General features: G+C 71.9%; 17 protein-coding genes. All 17 read right to left on the reverse strand.

The genetic code is table 11. The annotated features are described in order from the left end of the window. Positions 1-58 precede the first annotated feature (58 nt). The 17 genes from B9S64_RS00810 to B9S64_RS00890 all read right to left on the reverse strand — a co-directional run bounded on the left by B9S64_RS00810 (position 59) and on the right by B9S64_RS00890 (position 22,902). On the reverse strand, positions 59-1,918 hold the full coding sequence (locus B9S64_RS00810) for an acyl-CoA dehydrogenase (protein ID WP_103488392.1): 1,860 nt from the start codon (positions 1,916-1,918) through the stop codon (positions 59-61). Between the two features lie 36 nt (positions 1,919-1,954). Further along, complete coding sequence (locus B9S64_RS00815) at positions 1,955-2,905, reverse strand: carbohydrate kinase (protein ID WP_109491931.1); 951 nt, start codon at positions 2,903-2,905, stop codon at positions 1,955-1,957. Between the two features lie 136 nt (positions 2,906-3,041). Next, on the reverse strand, positions 3,042-3,308 hold the full coding sequence (locus B9S64_RS00820; protein WP_103488624.1) for a type B 50S ribosomal protein L31: 267 nt from the start codon (positions 3,306-3,308) through the stop codon (positions 3,042-3,044). Positions 3,309-3,416: 108 nt separating this feature from the next. Further along, positions 3,417-4,670, reverse strand: a complete 1,254-nt coding sequence (locus B9S64_RS00825) for an MFS transporter (RefSeq protein ID WP_109492202.1) — start codon at positions 4,668-4,670, stop codon at positions 3,417-3,419. Between the two features lie 290 nt (positions 4,671-4,960). Then, complete coding sequence (locus B9S64_RS00830; RefSeq protein WP_109491932.1) at positions 4,961-5,725, reverse strand: helix-turn-helix domain-containing protein; 765 nt, start codon at positions 5,723-5,725, stop codon at positions 4,961-4,963. A 67-nt stretch (positions 5,726-5,792) separates the two neighbouring features. Then, entirely contained in the window at positions 5,793-6,674 is an 882-nt protein-coding gene (locus B9S64_RS00835) for an ABC transporter substrate-binding protein (RefSeq protein ID WP_103493153.1), read from the reverse strand. Between the two features lie 52 nt (positions 6,675-6,726). Next, entirely contained in the window at positions 6,727-7,374 is a 648-nt protein-coding gene (locus B9S64_RS00840; RefSeq protein ID WP_103493152.1) for a GNAT family N-acetyltransferase, read from the reverse strand. A 167-nt stretch (positions 7,375-7,541) separates the two neighbouring features. Beyond that, positions 7,542-7,859 (reverse strand): cupin, encoded by a 318-nt coding sequence (locus B9S64_RS00845; RefSeq protein ID WP_103493151.1) that lies wholly within the window; start codon positions 7,857-7,859, stop codon positions 7,542-7,544. Between the two features lie 87 nt (positions 7,860-7,946). After that, positions 7,947-8,948: a polysaccharide deacetylase family protein gene (locus tag B9S64_RS00850; RefSeq protein WP_103493150.1), complete on the reverse strand. Its 1,002-nt coding sequence runs from the start codon at positions 8,946-8,948 to the stop codon at positions 7,947-7,949. Between the two features lie 89 nt (positions 8,949-9,037). Beyond that, positions 9,038-10,051: a glycoside hydrolase family 11 protein gene (locus B9S64_RS00855; protein WP_109491933.1), complete on the reverse strand. Its 1,014-nt coding sequence runs from the start codon at positions 10,049-10,051 to the stop codon at positions 9,038-9,040. Positions 10,052-10,545: 494 nt separating this feature from the next. Beyond that, positions 10,546-12,174, reverse strand: coding sequence for a glycoside hydrolase family 13 protein (locus B9S64_RS00860; RefSeq protein WP_103493148.1), 1,629 nt, complete (start codon positions 12,172-12,174; stop codon positions 10,546-10,548). A 111-nt stretch (positions 12,175-12,285) separates the two neighbouring features. Beyond that, entirely contained in the window at positions 12,286-13,245 is a 960-nt protein-coding gene (locus B9S64_RS00865) for a carbohydrate ABC transporter permease (RefSeq protein WP_103493147.1), read from the reverse strand. Positions 13,246-13,260: 15 nt separating this feature from the next. After that, a complete protein-coding gene (locus B9S64_RS00870) occupies positions 13,261-14,223 on the reverse strand; it encodes a carbohydrate ABC transporter permease (protein WP_103493146.1) in 963 nt (320 codons plus the stop codon). An 89-nt stretch (positions 14,224-14,312) separates the two neighbouring features. Next, entirely contained in the window at positions 14,313-15,737 is a 1,425-nt protein-coding gene (locus B9S64_RS00875; RefSeq protein ID WP_103493145.1) for an extracellular solute-binding protein, read from the reverse strand. Between the two features lie 206 nt (positions 15,738-15,943). After that, positions 15,944-16,939: a LacI family DNA-binding transcriptional regulator gene (locus tag B9S64_RS00880; RefSeq protein WP_103493144.1), complete on the reverse strand. Its 996-nt coding sequence runs from the start codon at positions 16,937-16,939 to the stop codon at positions 15,944-15,946. A 119-nt stretch (positions 16,940-17,058) separates the two neighbouring features. Then, positions 17,059-21,348, reverse strand: coding sequence for a discoidin domain-containing protein (locus B9S64_RS00885; protein ID WP_103493143.1), 4,290 nt, complete (start codon positions 21,346-21,348; stop codon positions 17,059-17,061). Between the two features lie 369 nt (positions 21,349-21,717). Beyond that, a complete protein-coding gene (locus B9S64_RS00890) occupies positions 21,718-22,902 on the reverse strand; it encodes a S8 family peptidase (protein WP_103493142.1) in 1,185 nt (394 codons plus the stop codon). Positions 22,903-23,048 lie beyond the last annotated feature (146 nt).

Below are 23,048 nucleotides of genomic sequence, written 5' to 3' on the forward strand. Positions count from 1 at the left end.
AGCCCGATGACCTCCAGGGTCTCGCGCACCCCTCCCCCGCCGGCTCCGCCCGCCCCGCTCATACGGCGCCCTCCCGGGCGGATCCGGCGTCCGCCGTGTGCCAGGGCGCGTCCGGGTCGTCGTAGGCGTCGGCGTAGTGAGGGCCCGCGATCGGCCAGTCGGCGAGCACTTCGCGCGGCAGGGCGAACGCCTCGGCCAGTTCCGGGGCGTGGGCGGCGACGGCCGCGATCAGGTCCTCGGTGGCCTCGGGCAGCGCCGCGACCTGTCCGGCGTCCAGCAGCCCCTCGGCCAGCAGGTCACCGCTGTTGCGGGCCACCCACTCGATCGCGAACAGCCGCTCCAGCTCCCCCAGACGGTCCCGGGCCGGCCCCGGGGGCAGTGCGGCGCGGGCCTGGGCGTAGGCCTCGGCGGCCTGCCGGTACGCGTGTGCCTCGACCCCCCGCAGGGCGGGACCCGAGGCCGCGTTCCAGCGGGCGAGCCGGTCGCCGTCACAGACCCGCAGGGCCCGTTCCCCGGCCCTGGCGAACCAGATGTGCTCGACATGGGCGAGGAGCCCGTGCAGGAACCGGGGGTCGGTCAGGTCTGTGCCTGCCGGGTCGCGGGGTACGGCGGGCGGGGCGGGCCGGGCGGTGACGAGCAGGTCGCCCGCCGCCTTGGCGTACAGCGCGATGTTGTCGCCCTCGGCGGTGATGGCGCCTTCGATCCCGGTGACCAGTTCGGTCATACCGTTGTTCTCCAACAGCGCCTGCGCGCCGCAGCGTTCGCGGCTCTGGACGATGACGCCACGGGCCTGCCAGGTGATCCACGCCTTGGCGATCGCGACCAGCCGTTCCGCCTCCTCGCGCTCGTCCTCGGTGCAGACCTCCCAGCGGTCCAGCGCGCGGCGGTGCAGCAGGCTCATGGCGAAGACGGTCGCCATGGCCGAGGCGAGGGGACCGTGGTGGGTCCGGTGGGCGTTGACCGGCACCTGCCGTGTGCCGCGGGCGCCGGTGATCGTCCGGTGGCCGCCGTAGCGGACGGCGACGGCGAGCGCGACGCGTGCCGAGCCCGCCGCGCAGGCGCTCATCGAGATCCGGCCGGGGACGACCCGGCCGATGGAGGTCAGGAAGCGCCGCCTGCGTTCGGCGCGCAGGCTGCCGGGGTCCTTCTGGCCGCTGTCCCCGTCATGGGTGCCCAGCAGCGCCTCCCGCCGCACGAACAGTCCGTCGAACGCGGTGAGGCAGTGATCCACGGGGCTGCCCATCCTGGCCGGCAGCGGGCGGACCCGTACGCCCGGCAGGGGCTGTTCGTCGTCGGTCAGCGGCACCAGGAAGAGGCGGATGCCGTGGTCCGTGCCGTCGTCCAGCAGACGGGCGGCGACCAGCCCGGACTTCGGGCCCCCGGCCGGGCCGGTGTTGGGCATGAACTTCTGTGCCCCCGCGTGCGGGGTGCGCAGGACGAAGCCGTCGCGTGCGCGGTCGTAGGTCGCGGTGGTCTCCATGGACACGGCGTCGTTGCCGTGCGCCACCTCCGTACAGAGGAAGGTGCCGACGCGCCGCATCGACAGGTAGTCGGACAGGTCCCTCCGGCCCACGGGGTCGTGGTCCAGGAGGCTGCCGAGGAAGAGGTTGTAGTGGATGCCCGCCACGGTGGCGAGCGCCGGGTCCACCGGCGCCATCCATTCGTGCAGGGCGGCGAGCGCGCGGGGGTCTGCGGCGAGGCGGGCCCCGCTGTCGAGGGAGCGGTTGAGGACGCGGAGCCGCTCGTAGGAGAGGGCCAGGCGTTCCTCGGAGGTCCCGCCGGCCGGGCGGCGGAACGGTTCTGTGCTGATCAGCCGCTGCCAGAATCCGTGTTCGCGGCGGTATCCGCTGCCGAGGAGGACCCCGGTCAGCAGTTCGACGGTGGACGGTGGAGCGGTCGGGGTAAGGGTCACGGTCATGCAGTGATGAACGATCGGGGTGGGGCGAGGACACCGTCAGCGTCCCGGCGCGGGCACACCGTCCAGCGCCGCCGCGAGCTCGCGCGGGTCGGGGGGCAGGGCGCCGGCCCGGCCCACGGTCACCGCGGCCGACGCCACCGCGTGACGCAGTACGTCCCCCAGGGTGTCCGGGGCCAGGGCGCGCAGCCGCGCGCGGCCCGCCCCGCCGAGCAGTCCGCGGGCGGCGAGCGCGTGCAGCGTCCCGGACATGAACGCGTCTCCGGCCCCCACGGTGTCGGCGACCCGCACGGGCGGCGCGGCGACGTGGGCCGTGGCGCCGGGGAGGACGGCCAGCGCCCCGTCGGCGCCCCGGGTGACCAGGACGAGTGCCGGTCCGGACCGGAGCCAGCGCCCGGCAACCCGCTCCGGAGGTTCACCGGGGTAGAGCCAGGCCAGGTCCTCGTCGCTGGCCTTGACCACGTCGCTGAGCGCGACGCACCGTTCGACCCCGCGGACCGCCTCGGTGTGATCGCCCATCAGTTCCGGCCGGACGTTGGGGTCGTAGCTGACGGTCGCGGTCCCCGCGAGCGACTCGACGGCGGCCCGTACGGTACCGGCCCCGGGCTCCATGACGGCGGCGACCGACCCGGTGTGGACGTGCCGGGGCGGCGGCTGGTGGGCGGCGGAGGCCGCGAGGGTCCAGGTGATGTCGAAGGTGTAGGTGGCCCGCCCCGCCGCGTCCAGGCTCACCGAGGCCGCGGGGGTGGGCGCGGTGCCGCCGTCGGTACGCACCCGGACCCCGGCCGAGACCAGGTGGTCCCTGATCAGCCGCCCGTGGGCGTCGGGCCCGAGCTGGGTGAGCAGGGTGGTGTCGTGGCCCAGACGGGCCAGGCCGTACGCGACGTTGGCGGGGCTGCCGCCGGGGTGGACCCGGTCCGCCGTGTCCGGCCGCCGGACGACGTCGGCGACGCATTCGCCGATGATCAGCAGGGCGGGGCTGTGGGCCATGAGGGCGGGTCTCCTGGGGAAAGCACGGACGGCAGGGCGTCCGGTACGACCGTGGCCGCCGGACACTCCGCCGCCGATTGTGCCCTGTGCGCGGGGGCCACCGCGCCCTTCCCGCGCGAGGAGGCCGCCGCACGGGTCAGGGGGCCTCGCCCTCGCGCCCCTCCTCGCCGTACCTGCGCTCGAACTTCGCGACCTGTCCCTCGGAGTCGACCACCCGCGCCTTGCCGGTGTAGAAGGGGTGGCTCTCCGCGGAGATCTCCACGTCGATGACCGGGTAGGTGTTGCCGTCGTCCCAGTCGATGGTCTGCTCGCTGGACGCGGTGGACCGGGTCAGAAAGGCGTAGCCGGCGGAACGGTCGCGGAAGACCACCGGACGGTACGCCGGGTGCTTGTCCTGCTGCATGCCTGCTCCTGCTGCTGGAGGTACGGGGATCGCTCCGGCCAGCCTCGCGAACGGCGGCGGACCGCGCGATCCGGCGCATCCGTACGGAGCAGCGGCGGCGCGGGCCGGTCAGCGGCCGCCCGCACCGGTCGGTGTGCCGGGCCGAGGAGGGGTCGGTGTCCCGGGCCGGGGAGCGGGTGCGGGGGTGGAGCGGCGGGTCCACAGCAGCGCGCCCACCAGCAGCGCCGCGGCGGCCAGCAGCCACGGCAGGGGGCCCGCGGGCAGTGCCCCCACGACCAGTCCGCCGCCCGCTCCGACGAGTTGCAGGGCCAAGGACTGCACGGACAGCGCGGTCGCCCGGCCCGAGGCGTCGACGCGGCGGTGCAGCAGGTCGTTCTCGCTGGGGCCGGCCGCGCCGAGCCCGAGGTAGACCAGGGCGTATCCGGCGACGGTCAGGACCAGGGCGGGCGCGCTGCCGGACGAGACCGTGACGGCGAGGAGCAGCAGGCCGCCCACACTGCTCATGAGGCTCAGCTGGACGGCCCGTTCGCTGCCGCCCGCGAGCCGGGCGACGGCCGGTGCCAGGCGGTTGCCGAGGGCCGAGCAGACGAACCCCGCGGCGGCCAGTCCGGCGAAGAGCACCGCGCCCGACTCGGCGGCTCCGGTGATGCCGGCCGCGCGGCCGGGTGTGAGCAGTTCGAGGGCCGACAGCGCGGTCCCGGCGGCGCCCGCGGTCATCAGGAGGCGGCGGATCAGCGCGTCGCGGCCGCCGAGGCGCAGCCCGCCGCTGATGGCGGACGGCACGCCCCGGAGTACGCCGAGCGGGGTCGTCCGGGGGCGGGGAGGTTCGCGCAGGGCGGTCAGCACGTAGAGGACGAAGGCGATGTACACGGCGGCGCCCAGCAGCGCGGGGACGGAGAGCGGCAGGACCAGGCCGGAGGTGGTCTCGCGCAGCCGGGCGCCGAGGTCGGGGCCGAGGCCGAGCAGCCAGGGCAGCGCGCCTCCGAGCACCATGCCGGCCGCGAGCGCGGCGGCGGAGGCGGAGCCGCCGTACGCCAGACCGGTCCGGATGTCCGCGTCCGGGCCGGAGCGGGCGTGCACGGCGTCCACGTACCAGGCCTCGGCGGGCCCGCTGGACAGGGCGCGGCCCGCGCCCATCAGCGCCATCCCGAGGGTGAGCACCCAGCCGGCCGTGCCGAGGGCGATGAGGGCGAGGGCGGCCAGATCGAGGATTCCGGCGGCGGCGAGGACGGTGCGGCGGCCGAGGACGTCGGAGAGTCCTCCGGTGGGGAGCTCCATGGCGGCGGCGGTGAGCGCGTGGGCCGCGAACACCCCCGCGACGGCGGTGAGGGGGAGGCCGCGTTCGGTGAACAGCAGCACCATCGGGGCGGAGGCCAGCCCGGCGGGCAGCCAGAAGAGGAAGGTCACCACGACGAACCGGCGGCGCGCGGTGCGCTCGTCGGGGGCGGGGTGCTTGCCGAGTGCGGGCGCGGGGCCGGGGGCGGGGTGCTCGTCGGGCGCGGTGCCGGGGTCGGGCGCCGGGCCGGTGGCCGGCTGCTCGTCGGGCGCGGGGTGCCCGGCGAGTGCGGGCGCGGGGTCGGGGGTGGGCTGCTCGTCGGGCGCGGGGCCGGTGGCCGGAGAGGGCTCGGCGCCTCCCGTGGGGGCGGTGTCGGTCACCGGTCGTCTCCGGAACGGGGTTCGCGGACCGTGGCGGAGCCCGCGGTAGGCCCGGCCTCGGGGAGGGGCGCTCCGCCCTCGGCACGCGCTCCGTCCGCCACGCCGTCCGCCGCCGCGCCGTCGCCGGATGCCGTGGCGGGGTCCTGGACCGGCCGGCCGCCGGCCCGTCCCTCGGCCGGTTCCGCCGACGCCAGCGGCAGCGCGGCCACGACCGTCACCACCTGCTCGGCACGCGGGTCGTCGGCGTCCCGTGCGGTCAGCTCCGCCAGCTTGGCGTTCACCGTGTCCAGGAGTTCGCTCAGGGACTCCGGGGTCAGCCGGGGCATCAGGTCGCTGATGCCCGAGGGCTCGTGCCACTCCCGGCCCAGCCGGCCGGTCGCGATGTCCGCCTCGTGCCGCTCCACCGTCTCCCGCAGATGCTCCAACTGGCGCTGCCTGCTGGTCTCCAGGAGTCCCCGGCTGCCCGGTGCGGCCAGCACCGCGGCGTTGCTCCACGAGGTGACGGAGTGCACCGCCTTCCAGCGGCGCTCCCGTCCGTCGCGGTGTTCCGCCTCCGCCACGAAGGCGTGCTTGGCCAGCACCCTGAGGTGGTAGCTCGTCGATGCCGACGACTCCCCCGTACGGTCGGCCAGTTCGCTCGCGGTGGCCGGACCGCGCAGCCGCAGCAGTCCGAGCAGCCGCAGGCGCAGCGGGTGGGTGAGTGCCTTCAGCGCCGCCGGGTCGCGCTCGGGGTCCAGTACGCGGCGGGAGTCGTCGTCCATGGCGGCAGGCTAGAACAGACCACCCACTTTCCAAAAGTATTTTTGCAAAATTCTTTTGGGAGAGTCCTCAGGCCTCGCGCGCCGCTTCCACCGCGTCCGCCACCATCAGCAGGAAGCGCGCGCGGGCCTGCGGGCCGCACAGCGGCTCCGGGTTCCACGGCACGACGCGCGCCCCGGCACGGGCGGCCGACCACTCCGGGTGCGCGATCCCGTCGAGCGGCACCGCGTTCGCCCGGATGTCCGTCAGGACGATCTCGGGCCGGAGCGCGGCCGCCCCGTCCCAGCCGCCGGTGGACCAGTTGACCCCGGGACCCTCTTCCGGGGCGACGAGGCCGACCCCCAACTCGGCCAGCACCCGCAGCTCCGGCCACATCTGGGGGCGCGCGATGTGCACCTGGTCCGGGCCCGCCGGCGAGAGCGCCACCACCCTGGGCTTCCCGGCCCCCGCGCCCGCGACCTCGCGGAGCCGTGCCGTGGCGGCCGCCAGCCCCTTCTCCGCCCCCGGGTCGAGGGCGCCGCCCAGCGAGAGCGCCAGCTCCTCGAACCGCGCGGCGACGCGGTCCAGGGTGCGCGCCTGTCCCACGTCGATGACGACGACCGGGACCTGCTCCTCCAGGTGCTTGGCGGTGTCCGGGTCCAGCCCGTAGACCTGGCCGTGGCCGTAACTGACGGCGACCACCAGGTCCGGGTCGCCCCGCAGCAGCGTGTCCACGTCCAGCGCGCCGCCCGCACCGCGGTAGTCCACGGTGTCCAGCGGCAGCGTCCCGGTCTTGGCCAGGTCGGGCGTGGCGCCGTCGTGCCCGGAGCCGAATATCCCCTCCGGGCGTATCCCGTAGTCCCACAAGGTCGCTCCGGCCTGGATGTACGCCAGCACCCGGGCCGGCCTGCGCTCCACCGTCGTCAGCCGGCCCCGGTCGTCCGTGAACCTCCACACGCCCTGTTCCGTCACTGTCACTCGTCCCTCCACGTGAGCCGTCCCGGCCCTCGCCCGGGATCGGCACTCAGTACTTGCCCACCTCCCGCCTCCCACACCCCTGCGTGGATCGCCCCAGATACGTGAGCGGTCCCGGATCGGCCACCGCGATCTCGTGGAAGCCGAGCCGGTCGTAGAAGGACCGGGCGGGGGTGTTGGCCGTCAGCATCGACAGATGGACGGCTCCGACCCCCTGCTCCCGCAGCGCCCCCAGGAAGGCGTCCATCAACTCCCGGCCGAACCCCCTGCGTTGCCACGGTGGAAGCAGGTCGATGTGCAAGTGGGCGGGATATCGGTCCAGTTCGGGCAGGATCATGCGCTCGGGGCGGTAGAGGAGCGCGGTCATCTCCTCGGTGAGGGTGCCGGGCACACCCGCCGGTTCGGGGAACCGCCCGGAGACCCGGGGAATCCAGACCTCGCGGAATCCGGTCACGAACCGCTGGGTGTCCGCCGTCCCCAGGACGTAGCCGACCGCCCGCCCCGTCCCGTCGTCCAGGACGAACGTCAGCTCGGGTTCGAGGTGGGCGTACGGCGCGGCGAACAGCGTGGGCATCAGGCCGGGGTCGGGGTACAGATGGCTGGAATCACCGCCGTTGTCGGCCGTGCGGACGCAGATGCCGGCCAGCGCCTCGTGGTCGTCGGGGCGGTAGGAGCGCACGTGCGCGGTGGAGGTCATCGCACCATCCTGCCCGCCTGGGAGCGCTCCCCCAACGGAGTTTCCGTCCGGCCGCCCCCGCGTTCCCCGGGGGAACGCCGAAGCCGCCCGTCCCGTCCCGGCCTGAGACCGCGGGACGGACGGCTTCGCGGGACGGGCGGCGGGGCGGGACGGACAGCGGGGCCGGTTCAGTCGTTGACCGCCGTCAGCAGCACCACGGCGTCCTCCAGCGCGAGCAGCCCGTGCCGCTCCTGCGGAATCGGGTGCAGCACACCGGCGCCCAGCTCCACGTCCCCGGACCCGGCGGTGAGCCGGACGGCCCCCCGCAGGACGAGCAGCGAGGCGGCCGGGGGCGCGTTGTGCTCGTCGAGCGAGGAGCCCGAGGTGAGCGCGATCACCGTCTGCCGCAGCGGCTCCTGGCGCAGCAGCAGGTGCGCGCTGCGGCCGTGCGGGTGGGAGCGCGCCAGGGTCAGGTGCTCGTCGGCGAGGGCGTTGAGATCATCCATACGTCCACTGTGCCGCAGCCTTCCGCCCGCCGCACCGAGGCGCGGCGGCCGTGAGCCGCCGCGCCTCACCCGCTCCCCGCGGACGGGTCAGCTCGTGGTGCAGGAGACGGTCGGCCAGGTCCAGTTGCCGTTGGCCTGGATCGTGGCCCCCCAGTTGTTCCCACTGCCGTTGGGCTTCGCCGTCAGCACCTGAGCACTCGGATAACTCGCACTGATGTTCCACGTCGCCATGACCTTCGCCGGAGACGGCACATTCATCGTCACCGTCCAGCTGCCACCCCCACTCACCGCCACGTTCAGGTTGTAACGGTCCCCCCACTTCTCCCCCGCCGACAACGTCGCGGTACAACCACCGCCACCACCACCGTTGCCGCCACCGCCGCCCGTACCTCCGCCGTCGGGTGCGACGGCGCGGCCCGTCTGCGGGGAGATCATGCCCGAGCACAGGCCCTTGCCGGAGAGCGTCTGGGCGATGCGCGGGATCGCGGCCAGGGTGTTGGCCGGCCACTCGTGCATGAGGATGACCTGGCCGTTGGTGAGGCGGGCGACGGCCTGCACGATCGCGTCGGTGCTCGCGCCGTTCCAGTCCTGGGAGTCGACGTCCCAGATGACCTCGGTGAGACCGTGCGCGGCCTCGACGGACCGCAGCGTGGCGTTGGTCTCGCCGTACGGGGGGCGGAAGAGTTTCGGCGTGCCACCGCCACCGGCCGCGACGGCCTGCTGGGTCCGGGAGATCTCGGAGTCCATCTGCGCCTGGCTCAGCTGGGTCATGTGCGGGTGGGTGTAGCTGTGGTTGCCGACCCACATCCCGGCGTCGGCCTGGGCACGGACCTGGGACGGGTTGGAGGCGGCGTACGAGCCCTGGTTGAACATGGTGGCCCGCAGCCCGTTCCGCTTGAGGGCGTCGAGCAGGGCCGGGGTCTGGCCCACGGAGGGGCCGTCGTCGAAGGTGAGGCCGACGTATCCGTTGCACGCCGCGGCCTGGGCCGGGGCGGCGGCGAAGGCGCCGCCCGCGAGGGTCGTGGCGGCGACGGCGAGACTCGTCAGCAGGGCGCGCAGAAGGGGGCGGGGGCGGGAACCGGTGCTCATGTGGGTGGGTCCTCCTCGGTTCGCTCCGTGCCGGCCGGATCCGGGCCGGCCGGCACGGGACGGTGTCGCGGTCGCGGTCTCGGGACGGGTCAGCTCGTGGTGCAGGAGACGGTCGGCCAGGTCCAGTTGCCGTTGGCCTGGATCGTGGCCCCCCAGTTGTTCCCACTGCCGTTGGGCTTCGCCGTCAGCACCTGAGCACTCGGATAACTCGCACTGATGTTCCACGTCGCCATGACCTTCGCCGGAGACGGCACATTCATCGTCACCGTCCAGCCACTGCCACCCCCACTCACCGCCACGTTCAGGTTGTAACGGTCCCCCCACTTCTCCCCCGCCGACAACGTCGCGGTACAACCACCACCGCCACCACCGTTGCCGCCGCCGTTGCCGCCACCGCCCGAACCGCCTCCGCCCACCGTGATGTTGGAGCTTCCGCTGCTCTGGTAGCCCTCGGTGGCCAGGATCATGTAGTTCATCGTGCCCAGGTTCATACCGTTGCGGGCCCAGGCGTCGAAGTGGTTGCCGGTGGTGATGGTGCCGCCCGTCCGCTTCGACTGCCGGACGCTCCAGAACTGCTTGAAGGTCTTGATGCCCTCGATGGACGGGGCGTTGGTGCGCGTCGTCTCGTAGATGTCGTATGTGCCGCCGTCACTGCTGACGGTGCCCTTGAACGTACCCGTGGGCCGGTAGGTGCCCCAGTTGTCCACGATGTAGTACTCGACGAGCGGGTTGGTCGACCAGCCGTAGAGCGTCAGGTAGGCGTTGCCGGACGGGTTGAAGGTGCCCGAGTAGGTGACGCTCTTGCGTCCGCCGGTGCTCCAGCCCTTGCCGGCGACGAAGTTGCCGGTGTCCTTCCACGAGGTGCTGTAACTGCCGCCGGAGGCCAGGTTCATGGAGACCTGCCCTCCGCCGTCGGTCCAGAACGAGTAGTAGTAGCCGTTGTTGTTGCCGGTCTGGTTCGTCGTGACGACCGTGTCGGCGCTGGCGGTTCCCGGCAGCAGCACCGCGGCCGCGGCGGCCAGCACCAGGGCGCACACACCGCCGACGAGCGAGGTGAGGCGGCCGCCGCGTCTGCGGCGCTTCGTGTGGACGAGTGGGTTCATGCGCGTACTTCCTCCTCGGAGGAGTGACGGTGGGCGATGGCACATGAGTGGCGCCCCCGGGAGCGGGGCCGTCGCGCGGTCGTGAGAGACGGCCGGACGGGGACACCCCGGGCTGCCGGCGGGTGAGCACTGCCGACGGCGAACAGTGTTGACCCGACCCCGTCAAGTGTCAATGGTTTCGGTGACCGTCGCGAAATATTCGCGCACCGCAGAGTCGACTGTTCGGAGATCACCGCTGACAGGACCTCATGCGCTGCGCACGGACACCTACTTGACGACGGACGGGTGCGATCGGCCGCCTGGAATCCCCGTGGGAAAACTCCGAAAGTTTCGCTTGATCGTCGAATCATGCGAAGGGGAGCGATCCGGCGGTCTGCCGAGCGCCCGTGACGTGTGGACCGGGCCCGGACACGCGGACGACCCGGCCGAAGGGGCCGGGTCGTCCGCGTGCCGGGGCCGGGGCCGGCCGGTGAGGGCCGGCCCCGGTGGTCGGGTCAGCCGCGCAGCCAGACGGCCGTGTCGGCCGGCAGCAGGCCGGTGGGGTCCAGCGGTGCGCTGGTGAGCAGGATCTCCGTGTGGTCCGGGAGGGCGACGGCGCCCCCGGACAGGTTGACGACGCAGATCAGGCCGCCGGTCCTGGCGAAGGCCAGGACCCCGGGGGCCGAGGGCAGCCAGTTCAGCCGCCCCGAGGACGCCTCGTCAGGAGTGGTGGCGAAGCCCGGTTCGTCGCGGCGCAGCCGCAGCGCCTCGCGGTACAGGCCGAGCATGGAGGCGGGATCGCCGCTCTGGACGTCCGCCGCGTACGAGGGCCAGGACGCGGGCTGCGGCAGCCAGGGCTCGGAGGTGGACCCGAAACCGGCGTACGGCTCCCCGGCGGCCCAGGGCAGCGGCACCCGGCAGCCGTCGCGCCCCGGGTCCACGCCGCCTGAGCGCCGGTGCATCGGGTCCTGGATGCGGTCCCTGGGGATGTCGGCCTCGGGCAGGCCCAGTTCCTCACCCTGGTAGAGGTAGACGGCACCCGGCAGGGCCAGGGAGAGCAGGGCGGCGGCGCGGGCACGGCGGGTGCCGAGTTCCAGGTCGGTCGGGGTGCCGAACACCTTCGCCGCGAAGTCGAAGCCGGTGTCCTCGCGTCCGTACCGGGTGGCGGTGCGCGTCACGTCGTGGTTGCACAGCACCCAGGTGGCCGGGGCACCGACCGGCGCGTGTTCGGCGAGGGTGTCGTCGATCGCGGAGCGCAGCGGTGCGGCGTCCCACGGGCAGGACAGAAAGGTGAAGTTGAAGGCGGTGTGCAGCTCGTCGGGGCGCAGGTAGCGGGCGAAGCGCTCGGAGTCCGGGAGCCACACCTCTCCGACGAAGATGCCGTCGTAGGCGTCGGCGACGGCCCGCCAGGAGCGGTAGATGTCGTGGAGTTCGTCGCGGTCGACGTACGGGTGCGGGTCGGCGCCCTCGGTGAAGTCGGGCAGGCCGGGGTCCTTGGCGAGCAGGGCCGCCGAGTCGATCCGTACGCCCGCCACGCCCCGCTCGAACCAGAACCGCAGGACGTCCTCGTGCTCCTGGCGGACCGCCGGGTGGGCCCAGTTGAGGTCGGGCTGTTCGGGGGCGAACAGGTGGAGGTACCACTGGCCGTCGTCGAGCCGGGTCCAGGGGGTGCCGCCGAATTCGGAGACCCAGTCGTTGGGCGGGATCTCGCCGTGCTCGCCCCGTCCGTCCCGGAAGTGGAAGAGGTCGCGTTCCGGGCTGCCGGGGGCGGCGGCGAGGGCCGCGCGGAACCAGGCGTGCCGGTCGGAGACGTGGTTGGGGACGATGTCGATGATGGTGCGGATGCCGAGTCCGCGGGCCTCGGCGATCAGCTTCTCGGCCTCGGCGAGGGTGCCGAACGCGGGGTCGATGGCACGGTAGTCGGCGACGTCGTAGCCGCCGTCGGCCAGCGGTGAGAGGTACCAGGGGGTGAACCAGAGGGCGTCCACGCCCAGTTCGACGAGGTAGGGCAGCCGGGCGCGGACTCCCGCGAGGTCGCCGGTGCCGTCCCCGTCGCCGTCGGCGAAGCTGCGTACGTAGATCTGGTAGATGACGGCGTCGCGCCACCAGGATGCGGTGGTCTCGGTCGGACGGTTGGCTGCCACGTGTGCGTTCCTTTCGGGCAGGTGGTACTCCGCCGCCGGCCCCGGCGCGGGGCGTGGTGGGGCGGACGGCGGAGTGCTGGGGAGGTGACGGCCGCGCGGGACGGGCGGGGCTCAGCCCTTGAGGCCGCCCGCGGTGAGGCCGCTCATGATGTTGCGCTGGAAGATCAGGAAGATCAGCAGGGTCGGTACGGAGGCGATGGTGAGCGCGGCGATGAGGACGTTCTCGGGCACTCCGCTGGCCAGCGAGTAGATGCCGACGTTGAGCGTCTGCTTGTCGGGGTCGGGCAGGGTGAGCATCGGCCAGAGGAAGTCCTTCCAGACGCCGACCACCGCGAAGATGGAGACCACGCCGAGGATCGGCCGGGAGATCGGCAGCACCACCGAGCGCAGGGTGCGCAGCGGGGAGGCGCCGTCGATGGCCGCGGCGTCGAGCAGTTCACGCGGGATCGAGTCGAAGAACCGCTTCAGCAGGAAGATGTTGAAGGCGTTGGTGACGGACGGGAGCCAGATCGCCCAGGGTGAGTTGAGCAGGTTGCGCTGGAAGACCGGCACGTCGAGCACGGTGAGGTACTGCGGGACGACGAGGACGGTCGCCGGGATCATCAGGGTGGCGAGCATCATGCCGAGGATGACCTTGCCGAAGACGGGCCGCAGCTTGGAGAGGGAGTAGGCGGCGGCCACGTCGAGGACCAGTTGGAAGGCGAGCGCCCCGAACGCGTAGTACAGGGTGTTGAAGAGCAGCCGGGACAGGTCCATCACGGTCCACGCCTGGGAGTAGTTCTCCGTGTGGATCGAGGTGGGGAAGGCCGTGGGCGGGCTCTGCACCACTTCCTGGGTGGTCTTGAGACCGCCGGTGACCATCCAGTACAGGGGCCCCAGGAAGACGACGGTGAAGCCCGCGACCACCAGGGCGAAGACGATCCAGTAGACCGCCTTCCCCCGGGGGCGGCCCAGTTGGGCCGGGGAGATCAGGGTGCGCTGGCGCCCCAGGTCGGGCTCGCGGCCGCTCCGGCGCCGGCCGGGGCGCGGCTTCGCCGTCGCGCGCCGGGAGACAAGCGTGTTCGATGCCATCGTCGTGCTCCCGTCCTAGTCTTCGCTGCTGCGGCTGAGGCGTACGTACACCGCGGAGAAGCCCGCGAGTACGACGAGCAGGACGAGTCCGAGGGCCGCCGCGCTGCCGTAGTTGTTGAAGTTGAAGGCGTACTGGTAGATGAGGTAGACGACCGTCGTCGTGGAGCCCTCGGGGCCCGCGCCGTTGGTCAGCAGGAAGGGTTCGGTGAAGACCTGCATCGTCGCGATGATCTGCATGAGCAACAGGAGCGACAGGATGAGCCGGGTCTGCGGGATGGTGACGTGCCAGATCTTGCGCAGCAGTCCGGCGCCGTCCAGCTCGGCCGCCTCGTACAGCTCGCCGGGAATCCCCTGGAGGGCGGCGAGGTAGATCAGGGTCGCCCCGCCCATGTTCATCCAGGTGGACGCGACGACGACGGAGAGCATCGAGATGTCGGGGTCCTGGAGCCATTGCTGGGCGGGCAGATGGAGCACTTCCAGGAGGCGGTTGAAGAGGCCGTAACCGGGGTCGTAGAAGTACTTGAACAGGAGTACCGAGGCGACCGGCGGCAGCATGACGGGCAGGTAGACCAGCAGGCGCAGATATCCCTGGGCGTGCCGGAACTCGTTGAGCACGACGGCGACGACGAAGGGGACCGCGAAGCCCAGCAGCAGGGCCAGGGCGGTGAAGAGCAGGGTGTTGCGCCAGGCCTGCCAGAAGGCCGGGTCGTTGAAGACGTAACTCAGATTGGACCAGCCGGCCCAGGTGGTACGTCCGTCCTCGGTCTTCTGGAAGGCCAGGACGAACTCCCGGACCATCGGATACCAGGAGAAGAACGAGAAGCAGAGAACCGCGCCGATCAGGAAGCCGTGCGCGGAGATGTTGCGGCGCAGGGCCCGCGTGAACTCCTCGCGGGGGGAGCCGGGCGCGGCCGGGCGGTGGTGTCCACGGGGAGGCGGGCTCGCCTTGCTCGGTGTGGACAGGGTGGGGGCCGACATGGTGTCTCCTCGGTGCCGGTGCGGTCACTCGCGGGTCGTACGGTCGAGAGCGCGGGGCCGGGGCCTGACGACCCGGCCCCGCGCGCCCGTCACCCGTTCGAGAGAACCTGGTTGACCTGCTGCTCCGCGGTGCCGAGCAGCTTGTCGATGTCGGCGTCCTTGTTGGTCAGGACGGCGGACATCGCGACGTCGAGGATCTTGTAGATCTCCTGTGCCTTCGGCGGCTCGGCCTTCCCCTGGACCGGGTTGTCCATGAACGCCTTGAAGTTCTCGACCGGCATCGTCGCGTTGGCGACGCGTGCGGCGTCGTCCTTCGTCTTGCTCTCCCCGGTGAAGAAGTTCGGCTGCGGCAGCCCGACGGGCAGCTTGTCGGCCTTGGTGCGGGCCCAGTCGAACTGGCCCGTGCCGGGGCTGAGGTTCTTGAAGTTCAGCCAGGCGACGGCGGCCTTGATCTTGTCGGGCGAGCTGCCCTTCTTGATCATGTAGTTGTTGCCGCCGAACAGGGTGCCCTGTGCGCCGGGGATCGGTCCCAGACCGAAGTTCTCGTACTTCGCGCCGAGTTGCTGCACCATGTAGGCGATGTCGTCCGGCGCGGCGAGGAACATGCCGAGCTTGTCGGTGGATATCTGCTTCTGCAGGTCGCCCCACTTGAGCAGCTGGGTCTTGCCCATGCTGTCGTCCTGCCAGCGCATGTCGTGCAGTTGCTGGAGGACCTGCTTGCCCTTCTCGTCGTTGAAGGCGGCCTTGGTACCGCTCGCGTCGACCATGTCGCCGCCGAGGCCGTACTGGGTGGCGGCGAAGTGCCAGCCGCCGTTGTTGCCGGCGCTGTACTCGCCGAAGCCGGCGATCCCGTTGCCGAGCTTCGCGATCTTCTGGGCGGCCGTGCGGACCTCCTCCCAGGTGGCGGGCGGGGTGTTCGGGTCCAGCCCGGCCTGGGTGAACAGCTTCCGGTTGATCATCAGGCCCATGGTGTAGTTGCTGGTCGGCAGGGCGTAGAGCTTGCCGTCCTTGCGGGCCACGTCGATCACCTGGGGCTGGATGTCCTTCAGCGCCGGCACCGACTTCTCGGTGACGTAGGCGGAGATGTCCTCCGCCCCGTCGTTGTCCAGCACCTGCTGGAGGTCGGTGAAGTAGGCGTAGAAGACGTCGGGCTGCGACTTGCCCTTGAGCATGGCCGTGAAGCGGGGAGGCTCCAGGCACTGGCCCGGTGTGGACTTCCCGTTGATCGTGACGTTCGGGTACTTCGCGTTGAACGTCTTGATGTCCTCGTTCCACTCGCGCAGCTCCGCGGCCTTCGCGGCCGGCGGCATGCAGTCGATCGACAGCGTCACCTTGGCCTTCGGGTCCAGTGGCGCTGCCGGATCGGACGATCCGCTGCCGGAGTCGCCGCCGTCGTCACCGCCGGCGCTGCTGCTCGTGCCGCAGGAGGCAAGGGCAGTCAGGGCGAGGGCGGTGACGAGCGTGGCGGCACAGGCTCTGCGGGTGCGAGTACGGCGGAACCCAGCACTTCTCATCGGTGGTCCCCTTCGGGCATGAGCATGGAAGGCCCTCGGCGGACTCACTCTCTGCCGGGGCGCGGCTTACTCAACCACCGCCGACATGTGAGTGCAATATCTCGCGCAGTTTTCGTAAATGTTTGACATCGCTCCGTATCCGGCGTGTGATGTCCGTCCGCTCCCCGGTCGGCGTCACCCCGTGGGCGGCCGCGTGCGCCGACCCCTCAGCGGCGCGCCTGCGCGGTGGAGCCGCGCACCACCAGTTCGGGCTCGAAGAGCAGCTCCCCGGGGGGTACGGCACCGCTCTGGATGAGCGCGGAGAGCAGTTCGACGGCCGCGCGCCCCATGGCCTCGATGGGCTGGCGCACCGTGGTCAGGGGCGGTTCGGTGCAGTTCATGAAGGCGGAGTCGTCGAAACCGACGACCGAGACGTCCGCGGGGACCGTGAGTCCGCGCCTCCGCGCGGCCCGTACGGCACCGAGCGCCAGGGGGTCGCTGGCGCAGACGATCCCGGTGACACCCCGCTCCAGCAGGCGTGAGGCCGCCGCCTGTCCGCCCTCCAGGGAGAACAGGGAGCGCTCGACGTGCTCCGGGGGGAGCGCTCCCGCCACGGCGCGCGCGGCGGCGAGCTTGCGCCGCGAGGGCACGTGGTCCGAGGGGCCGAGGACCAGTCCGACGCGCTCGTGCCCCAGGGATTCCAGGTGGCGCCAGGCCTGTTCGACGGCGACGGCGTCGTCGCACGAGACACAGGGGAAGTCCAGGCCCTCGATGGAGGCGTTGATCAGCACCACCGGGATGCGGCGGTCCGCGAGCCTGCGGTAGTGCTCGTGCGGTTCGTCGGCCTGGGCGAAGAGGCCGCCGGCGAAGACGACCCCGGAGACCTGCTGCTGGAGGAGCAGTTCGACGTAGTCGGCCTCGGAGACGCCGCCCTTGGTCTGGGTGCAGAGGACGGGGGTGAGGCCCTGCTGGGCGAGGGAGCCGCCGATCACCTCGGCGAACGCCGGGAAGATCGGGTTCTGGAGCTCGGGGAGGACCAGGCCGACGAGACGGGCGCGCTCGCCCCGCAGCTGGGTGGGCCGCTCGTACCCGAGCACGTCGAGCGCCGTCAGCACCGACTGGCGGGTGGTCCGCGAGACCCCCGGTCTGCCGTTCAGCACCCGGCTGACCGTGGCCTCGCTGACCCCTACCTTCTGCGCCACCTGGGCAAGTCGTCGCGTCATGGCGGCAACGCTAGCCTAATGTCCGCAAGTCACGGACTTCGCACTGCAAGGAATGTACGCGCAGAGGGTGCCCCACCGACCGCGTGGGGCACCCTCCGGTGCGCGCCGTACCGCCCTTCCTACGGATTGATGTTGATCTTGAAGGTGGAGGTGGTGTTCCTGACGTCCTGGGCGTTGTCCTTGAGCTTCAGACCGTTGAAGGTGACCTCACCGACCGCGGGTCCCTGCCCCGCCTCGGGCATCTCGTTGGCCCAGAGCCCGAAGCCGGACTTCGCGTCGAACGCGTCGCCGCTCTTGCGCGCACCGGTGATCGAGATGTCGGTGAGCACGGTGTCCTTGATCGGGAACTGCGGCTGCCCGCCCACGTAGTTGGTCTGGAACATGACCCCGCTGTAGGTCGGGTCCACGATGTCCACGTGTGCGATCCGGATGCCCTGGAAGACCTTGGAGGCCGAGAAGAGCCAGATCCCCGGGAAGGTCTGCGAGCCCCAGAAGTGCCCGCCGGAGCGCACCACCGAGACGTTCTCGATCTCCGTCGGACCGGTCCCGAAGCCGTTCATCGGGTAGCCGAAGTCCAGCGAACTGACCGTGATGCCGGAGTACACCAGGGTGTCGGCGATGTGGATGTTACGGAAGGTGTTGTCGTAGCCGCCGTACACGGCAAGCCCCGCCGCGCGCCAGGTGAGGATCGAGGTCAGGTTCTCGTAGACGTTGTTCTTCATGTCCGCGCCGCCGGAGTCGATCGCCGAGAACAGCGCGAAACTGTCGTCCCCGGTGGCCCGTGCCTCGTTGTTGGTGACGTGGTTGTCGGTGGACCCGTTGGTCATGTTGACGCCGTCCGCGAACATGTTGCGGATCCGGGAGTTCTTGATGGTGACGTTGTCGGTGTTGGCGCCCCAGTAGAGGCACACCATGTGCTCGTTCCAGATGGTGTCGATGACGATGTCCGACACGTTGGAGAAGTCGAACACCTTGCCGGGCCCGTCGATACGGGAGGTGTAGTTGCCGAAGTACGCGAAGTTCGCGAAGGACGACCCCTTGGCGCCGGCCTCCGCGCGGAAGCCGATGTCGGTGTTCTCCTGCGTGGACGGGGCGTGGAACCGGGTGTACCAGGGTCCCGCGCCGACGACCCGCACGGCCTTGCCGTACACCTGGAACTTGCTCGCCGTCTGGTAGTCACCGGCGGGCAGATAGACGCCCTTGAGCGTGCCGGTGGTGTCCATCCGGACCTTGTCCAGGGCGTTCTGGACGTCCTGGTGGGTGAAGCCGGCCGGCACGGTGTAGGTCGCCGGGTCCGGGTTGGGCACCTGGCCGGCCTGCTCCAGGCTGACGAAGTCGATGGCGTAGGTGCTGGTGTTGGCCGCGTCCTTCTGGAGCCGGATCCTGCTGCCCGCCGGGACGGTGCGGCCCAGCATGAGGTTGGCCTCGTCGTAGATGTGGCGGGGTGCCCCGGCGCCCGGGGAGTTGCCGGGTGCCGTCTCGTTGCCGTACAGCCAGGCGTACTTGGAGGTGAGGTCGATGGCCTTCAGGAAGGTCCCGTCCACATAGACGTTCAGCGTCGAGTCGATGCCGCCGCCGCCCGGTGCGTCCGGGAGGGAGAAGCGGGTGACCAGGGTGTTCGTGGACGCCCTGGTGGTGAACTCGACGTACTGGCCGGTGCTTTCGAGGGTGACCGCCTTGCGGCCGGACGCCTCGCCCGCGATGTCGCCGACGGTCCTGTTCGGGCCGACGACCTTGGCACCGCCGCCGGTGGTCCCGTCCTCGGCCTCGTACATGTCGTACGGCATGTTCGCGCCGCGTCCCACGAACAGGGCCTGGGTGCTGGTGTTGTTCTCGCGCTTGACCGGCAGTTCGTTGGCGTCGGCGTCGAGCCGCACCGTGACCGTGTACGAGCCGTTGGCCGCGGCCCAGGTGCCGAGCTGGACGGGCGCGGCGGTGGCGCCGGGGGCGAGGGTGCCGTTGTAGGCGCCGGTGAGGGTCTTCACCGTGGCGCCCTTGGCGTCGGTCAGGGTCAGGGTGATGCCGTGGCTGCCGCCCGCGGAGGCCACCGTGCCCTGGTTCCTGACCGCGACGGCGAAGGTCACGGTGTCGCCGGCCGCCGGGGCGGACGGTGAGGTGGTGACCGCGCTCGCCACCAGGTCGGAGCTGGCGACCGGCTTCACCACCAGCGGGGTGGGGCTGGTGAAGCGGTTGTCGGTCTCGTTCTCCTCGATGACGTCGTTGCCCGGGTCCACGACGGCGCCGAGCGTGTAGCTGCCCGCGTCGCGCGCCCCGATACCGGCGCTGACCTGGGTGGAGGCACCGGGGGCGAGGGCGCCCACCGAGGCGGTGGCCACCTTGGAGCCGCCCAGCTCGAAGTCGAGCCGGCTCGCCGGGGCGGCGACCGCGCCGGTGTTGCGTACGGTCGCCGTCAGGGTGATGGCGTCCGACTCGACCGGTGCGGCGGGCGCGGCGCCGACGGCGGTGACCTGGAGGTTCGGGTTGGGGGCCGGGACGCCCATCACCTGGAACTCGGCGACCTGCCCGGCGCCCGACCCGGTGTTGGCGGTGAACTTGAGCTGGACGTCGGCGACGCGGGCGGTGACCGGGATCGTCACCGTGTTGCCGCTCGCCGGGTCGAACCGGTACTCCTTGGCGGCGACCAGGCTGGTGAAGGACGTGGCGTCCTGCTCGCGCCCGAGCACCTGGACGGTCTGGGTGCGCGCGCCCCAGCTGCTGTCCGGGTTCAGCTTGACGACGACGCTCTCGGTGTCGGCGTTGGCGCCCAGCTTCACGGTGAGGGTGTTGGGATAGCTGCCGCCCGCGCCCTCCCAGTAGGTGGTGAGGGAGTTGTCGTTGGCGTTGGCCGCGACGAAGGTGTGGACCACCGACGAGGCGGTGATCGGCTTGGCGACGGCGAGGTTGGAGGCGGTGGCCGTCGAGCCGTTGCGGGTCACGGTGTTGCTGGGCCCGGACATGTTGCCCGCCGCGTCCCTGGCCCGCACGACGTAGCTGACGGTCCTGCCCGCGGGCTGGGTGTCGGTGTACGTGGTGACGTCACCGGCCACGCTCTTACGGAGCACGTTGTCGGCGTAGACGTCGTATCCGGTGACGCCCTTGTCGTCCGAGGACGCCTGCCACGTCAGCTTGATCTGCCCGGGGGCCGGTTCGGTGAACGCCAGGCCGGACGGCGCGGTGGGGGCCTGGGTGTCGCCGGTGGCCCCCTTGCGCGTGACGCTCTCGCTGTCGGCGGACTCGTTGCCCGCGGCGTCCCGCGCCCGGACGTGGTAGGTGACGGTCTCGTCTGCGGGCCGGGTGTCGGTGTACGTGGTGACGTCGCCCGCCACCCGGGCCAGCAGCGTGGTGCCGGCGTAGACGTCGTACCCGGTGACCCCGGTGTCGTCCGAGGACGCCTTCCAGGTCAGCCTGATCTGCCCGGGGCCCGGTTCGGTGAACGCCAGGCCGGTCGGCGCGGTGGGCGCCTGGGTGTCCCCGGTCTCGGGGCCGTAGATCTCCAGCTCGGAGACCTGCGCGGCCGGCTGGCCCGAGTTGGCGGTGACGAGCACCCGTACGTAGCGGGTCGTGGTGGCGTCGAAGGAGATCGTCGCCGACTGCCCGCCCGCGGCGTCGAAGACGTACGCCTGGGAGGCGGTCAGGTCACCGAAGTCCGAGCCGTTGGCGCTGCCCTGGATCTTCAGGGTCTGGGTCCGCCGTGGCCAGCCGTCCGGCAGCCGCAGCACCACCCGGTCGACCCGGACCGAGGAGCCGAGGTCCGCCTGGATCCACTGCGGGAGCGCGTTGTTGCGGCTCTCCCAGTAGCTGGCCCGGTTCTGGTCGTTGGCCTGAGCGGGCACATAGGTCTCGGTGTGGCTGCTCGCCGTGAGGGTCTTGCCGGCGGCGAGGTTCACCGACGACTCCCCCGCCCGGCGTACCTCCAGTTCGGAGAGCTGCGCGTTCCGCCCCGCCGAGTTGGCCGTGACGTCCACCCGCACGAAGCGGGTCTTCGTGGCGGGGAACGGGATCGTCACGGTGTTCGACGCGCCGGGACTGAAGGAGTACGTCGCCGAGGTCTTCAGCGTCGTGAAGCTGGTGCCGTCCGCGCTGCCCTGGACGGAGAGGGTCTGCTCCCTGCCCTTCCATCCGGCGGGAAGCCTCAGCGTCACCCCGTCCACCCGGGCCGGGGCCCCGAGGTCGGTCTGCACCCACTGGGGGAGGGAGTCTCCGGCTCCCTCCCAGTACGTCGACCGGTCGCCGTCCGTCACGTTCCCCGCGCCGTACGCGCGCCCGGCACTGCTCGCCGTCGCGGTCCGGCCCGTGGCGGCACCCGGCCCGTCGGCCGCCACGGCGGTGAGCGACGGCCATCCGATCATCAGAAGACTGGTGGCGACGGCGGCCGACACGGCCCGCCGTCTGAGGCGTTGGGCTCTCATGGATCCCCGATCGTCGGCCCCGGCGCGGGAGCGCCGGGGGTGCGGCTCTGTCCACGCAGCTCCACGGCAGCGTTTTCTGCGGACGTGAGAGCTGTCTTTTGCGCGGTGCGGTCAGAGAATTGCAGAGAAGAGCGAGGGAGTCCACAGATACGACAGAAGGCCGGAGAACATGGGGCACCGAAGTGGTGCGCCCATGACCGTGGTTGAGGCCAGGATGGACACAGAAGGCGGCATGCAAGTGGAACGAAAATTACGCAAGCGGCTTGCGCAGGAGGGAAAGCTTCCGGAAAGCACCTGCTCCGGGGCACGGCTCCGGGCGGGGCCCATGGCGCGCGGACCCCGCCCGGAGGGGGTGGAGCGGAACGGGGATCAGAGTCCGCCGGTGTACAGCAGGCGGTCGGGCGAGCCCTGTCCCAGGCCCGTCAGCACGTCCGGCGTGGCGCCGTCCACGAGCCAGTCCTCGATCTCCTTCGGCCGCGCGGCCGGGTGGGCCTCCTTGTAGAGGGCCACGGCCCCGGCGACGTGCGGGCTGGCCATGGAGGTGCCGTTGAGCGCGGTGGAGCCGCCGCCGAGCTTGGCGGAGACGATCCCGGCGCCGGGCGCGTACAGGGACACGCACGTGCCCCAGTTGCTGAACGACGTCTGCCGGTCCTGGGCGTCGGTGGCCCCCACGGCGAGCGTGCCCCCGGCCCCTGCCGGGGAGACGTCGCACGCGTCCTGGCTCTCGTTGCCCGCCGCGACGACCGGCAGGACACCCTTCTCCTCCAGGGCGTCGAAGGCGTCGTCCACGGCCGGGGAGGCGGGTCCGCCGAGGGAGGCGTTGACCACGGCCGGCTGCCGCGCGTGGTCCGCGATCCAGTCGAGTCCGGCGATGATGCCGGCCCAGCTGCCCGAGCCCTCGCAGTCGAGCACCCGCACCGGGACGATGGAGGCGGAGGGGGCGACGCCGTACGTCGCGCCGGCCACCGTCCCCGCCACATGGGTGCCGTGCCCGTTGCAGTCCTCGCCGTCGCGGCCGTCGCGGATCGCGTCGTAGCCGGCGCCCACCCGGCCGCCGAACTCGCTGTGGGCCGACTCGACGCCGGTGTCCAGGATGTACGCCGTCACCCCCTGCCCCGTACCGGCCGCCTCGTACGCCCCGTCCAGCGGCAGGGTCCGCTGGTCGATCCGGTCCAGGCCCCAACTCGCCGACGCGACACGGGCGGTGGGCGCCGGCTGGACGGCGGGCGGGGAGACGGACGCCTCGCTGTTCTCCTCGACGGCCTGGACCTCGGTGGCGCCGCGCACCTTCTTCAGCTGGGCCGGGGTGAGTTCGGCCGCGAAGCCGTGCAGCACCGTACGGTACGTGAACAGCGGGGTGACCCCGAGCCGCTGGGCCGCGGCCTCGGGCGTGTGGTCCCGGGAGACGGTGACGATGTACTCACCGGGGACCGCCCGGGACGACCGCTGCACCGGCACCAGGGCCTCACCGGTATCGGCCACGGCCGGGGCGGCACCGAGGAGGGGGGCGATCAGCAGTAGGGCGGCTGGTGTCCAGCGGGCGCGCGGGCGCATTCGTTCTCCCTTGGGTGGAGGAGCCGTCCACGGGCCGGGACCGGCCCGTGGGGTGCGAACACCTGACGTTTCGTCCACATCCGGGGCCCCGCTTGAGCCGTCGTCATCCGGACAGCGCAACGATCGCCGTGCGGCGCGTCCGTTCG

Source organism: Streptomyces sp. SM18 (assembly GCF_002910775.2).
GTDB lineage: Bacteria > Actinomycetota > Actinomycetes > Streptomycetales > Streptomycetaceae > Streptomyces > Streptomyces halstedii.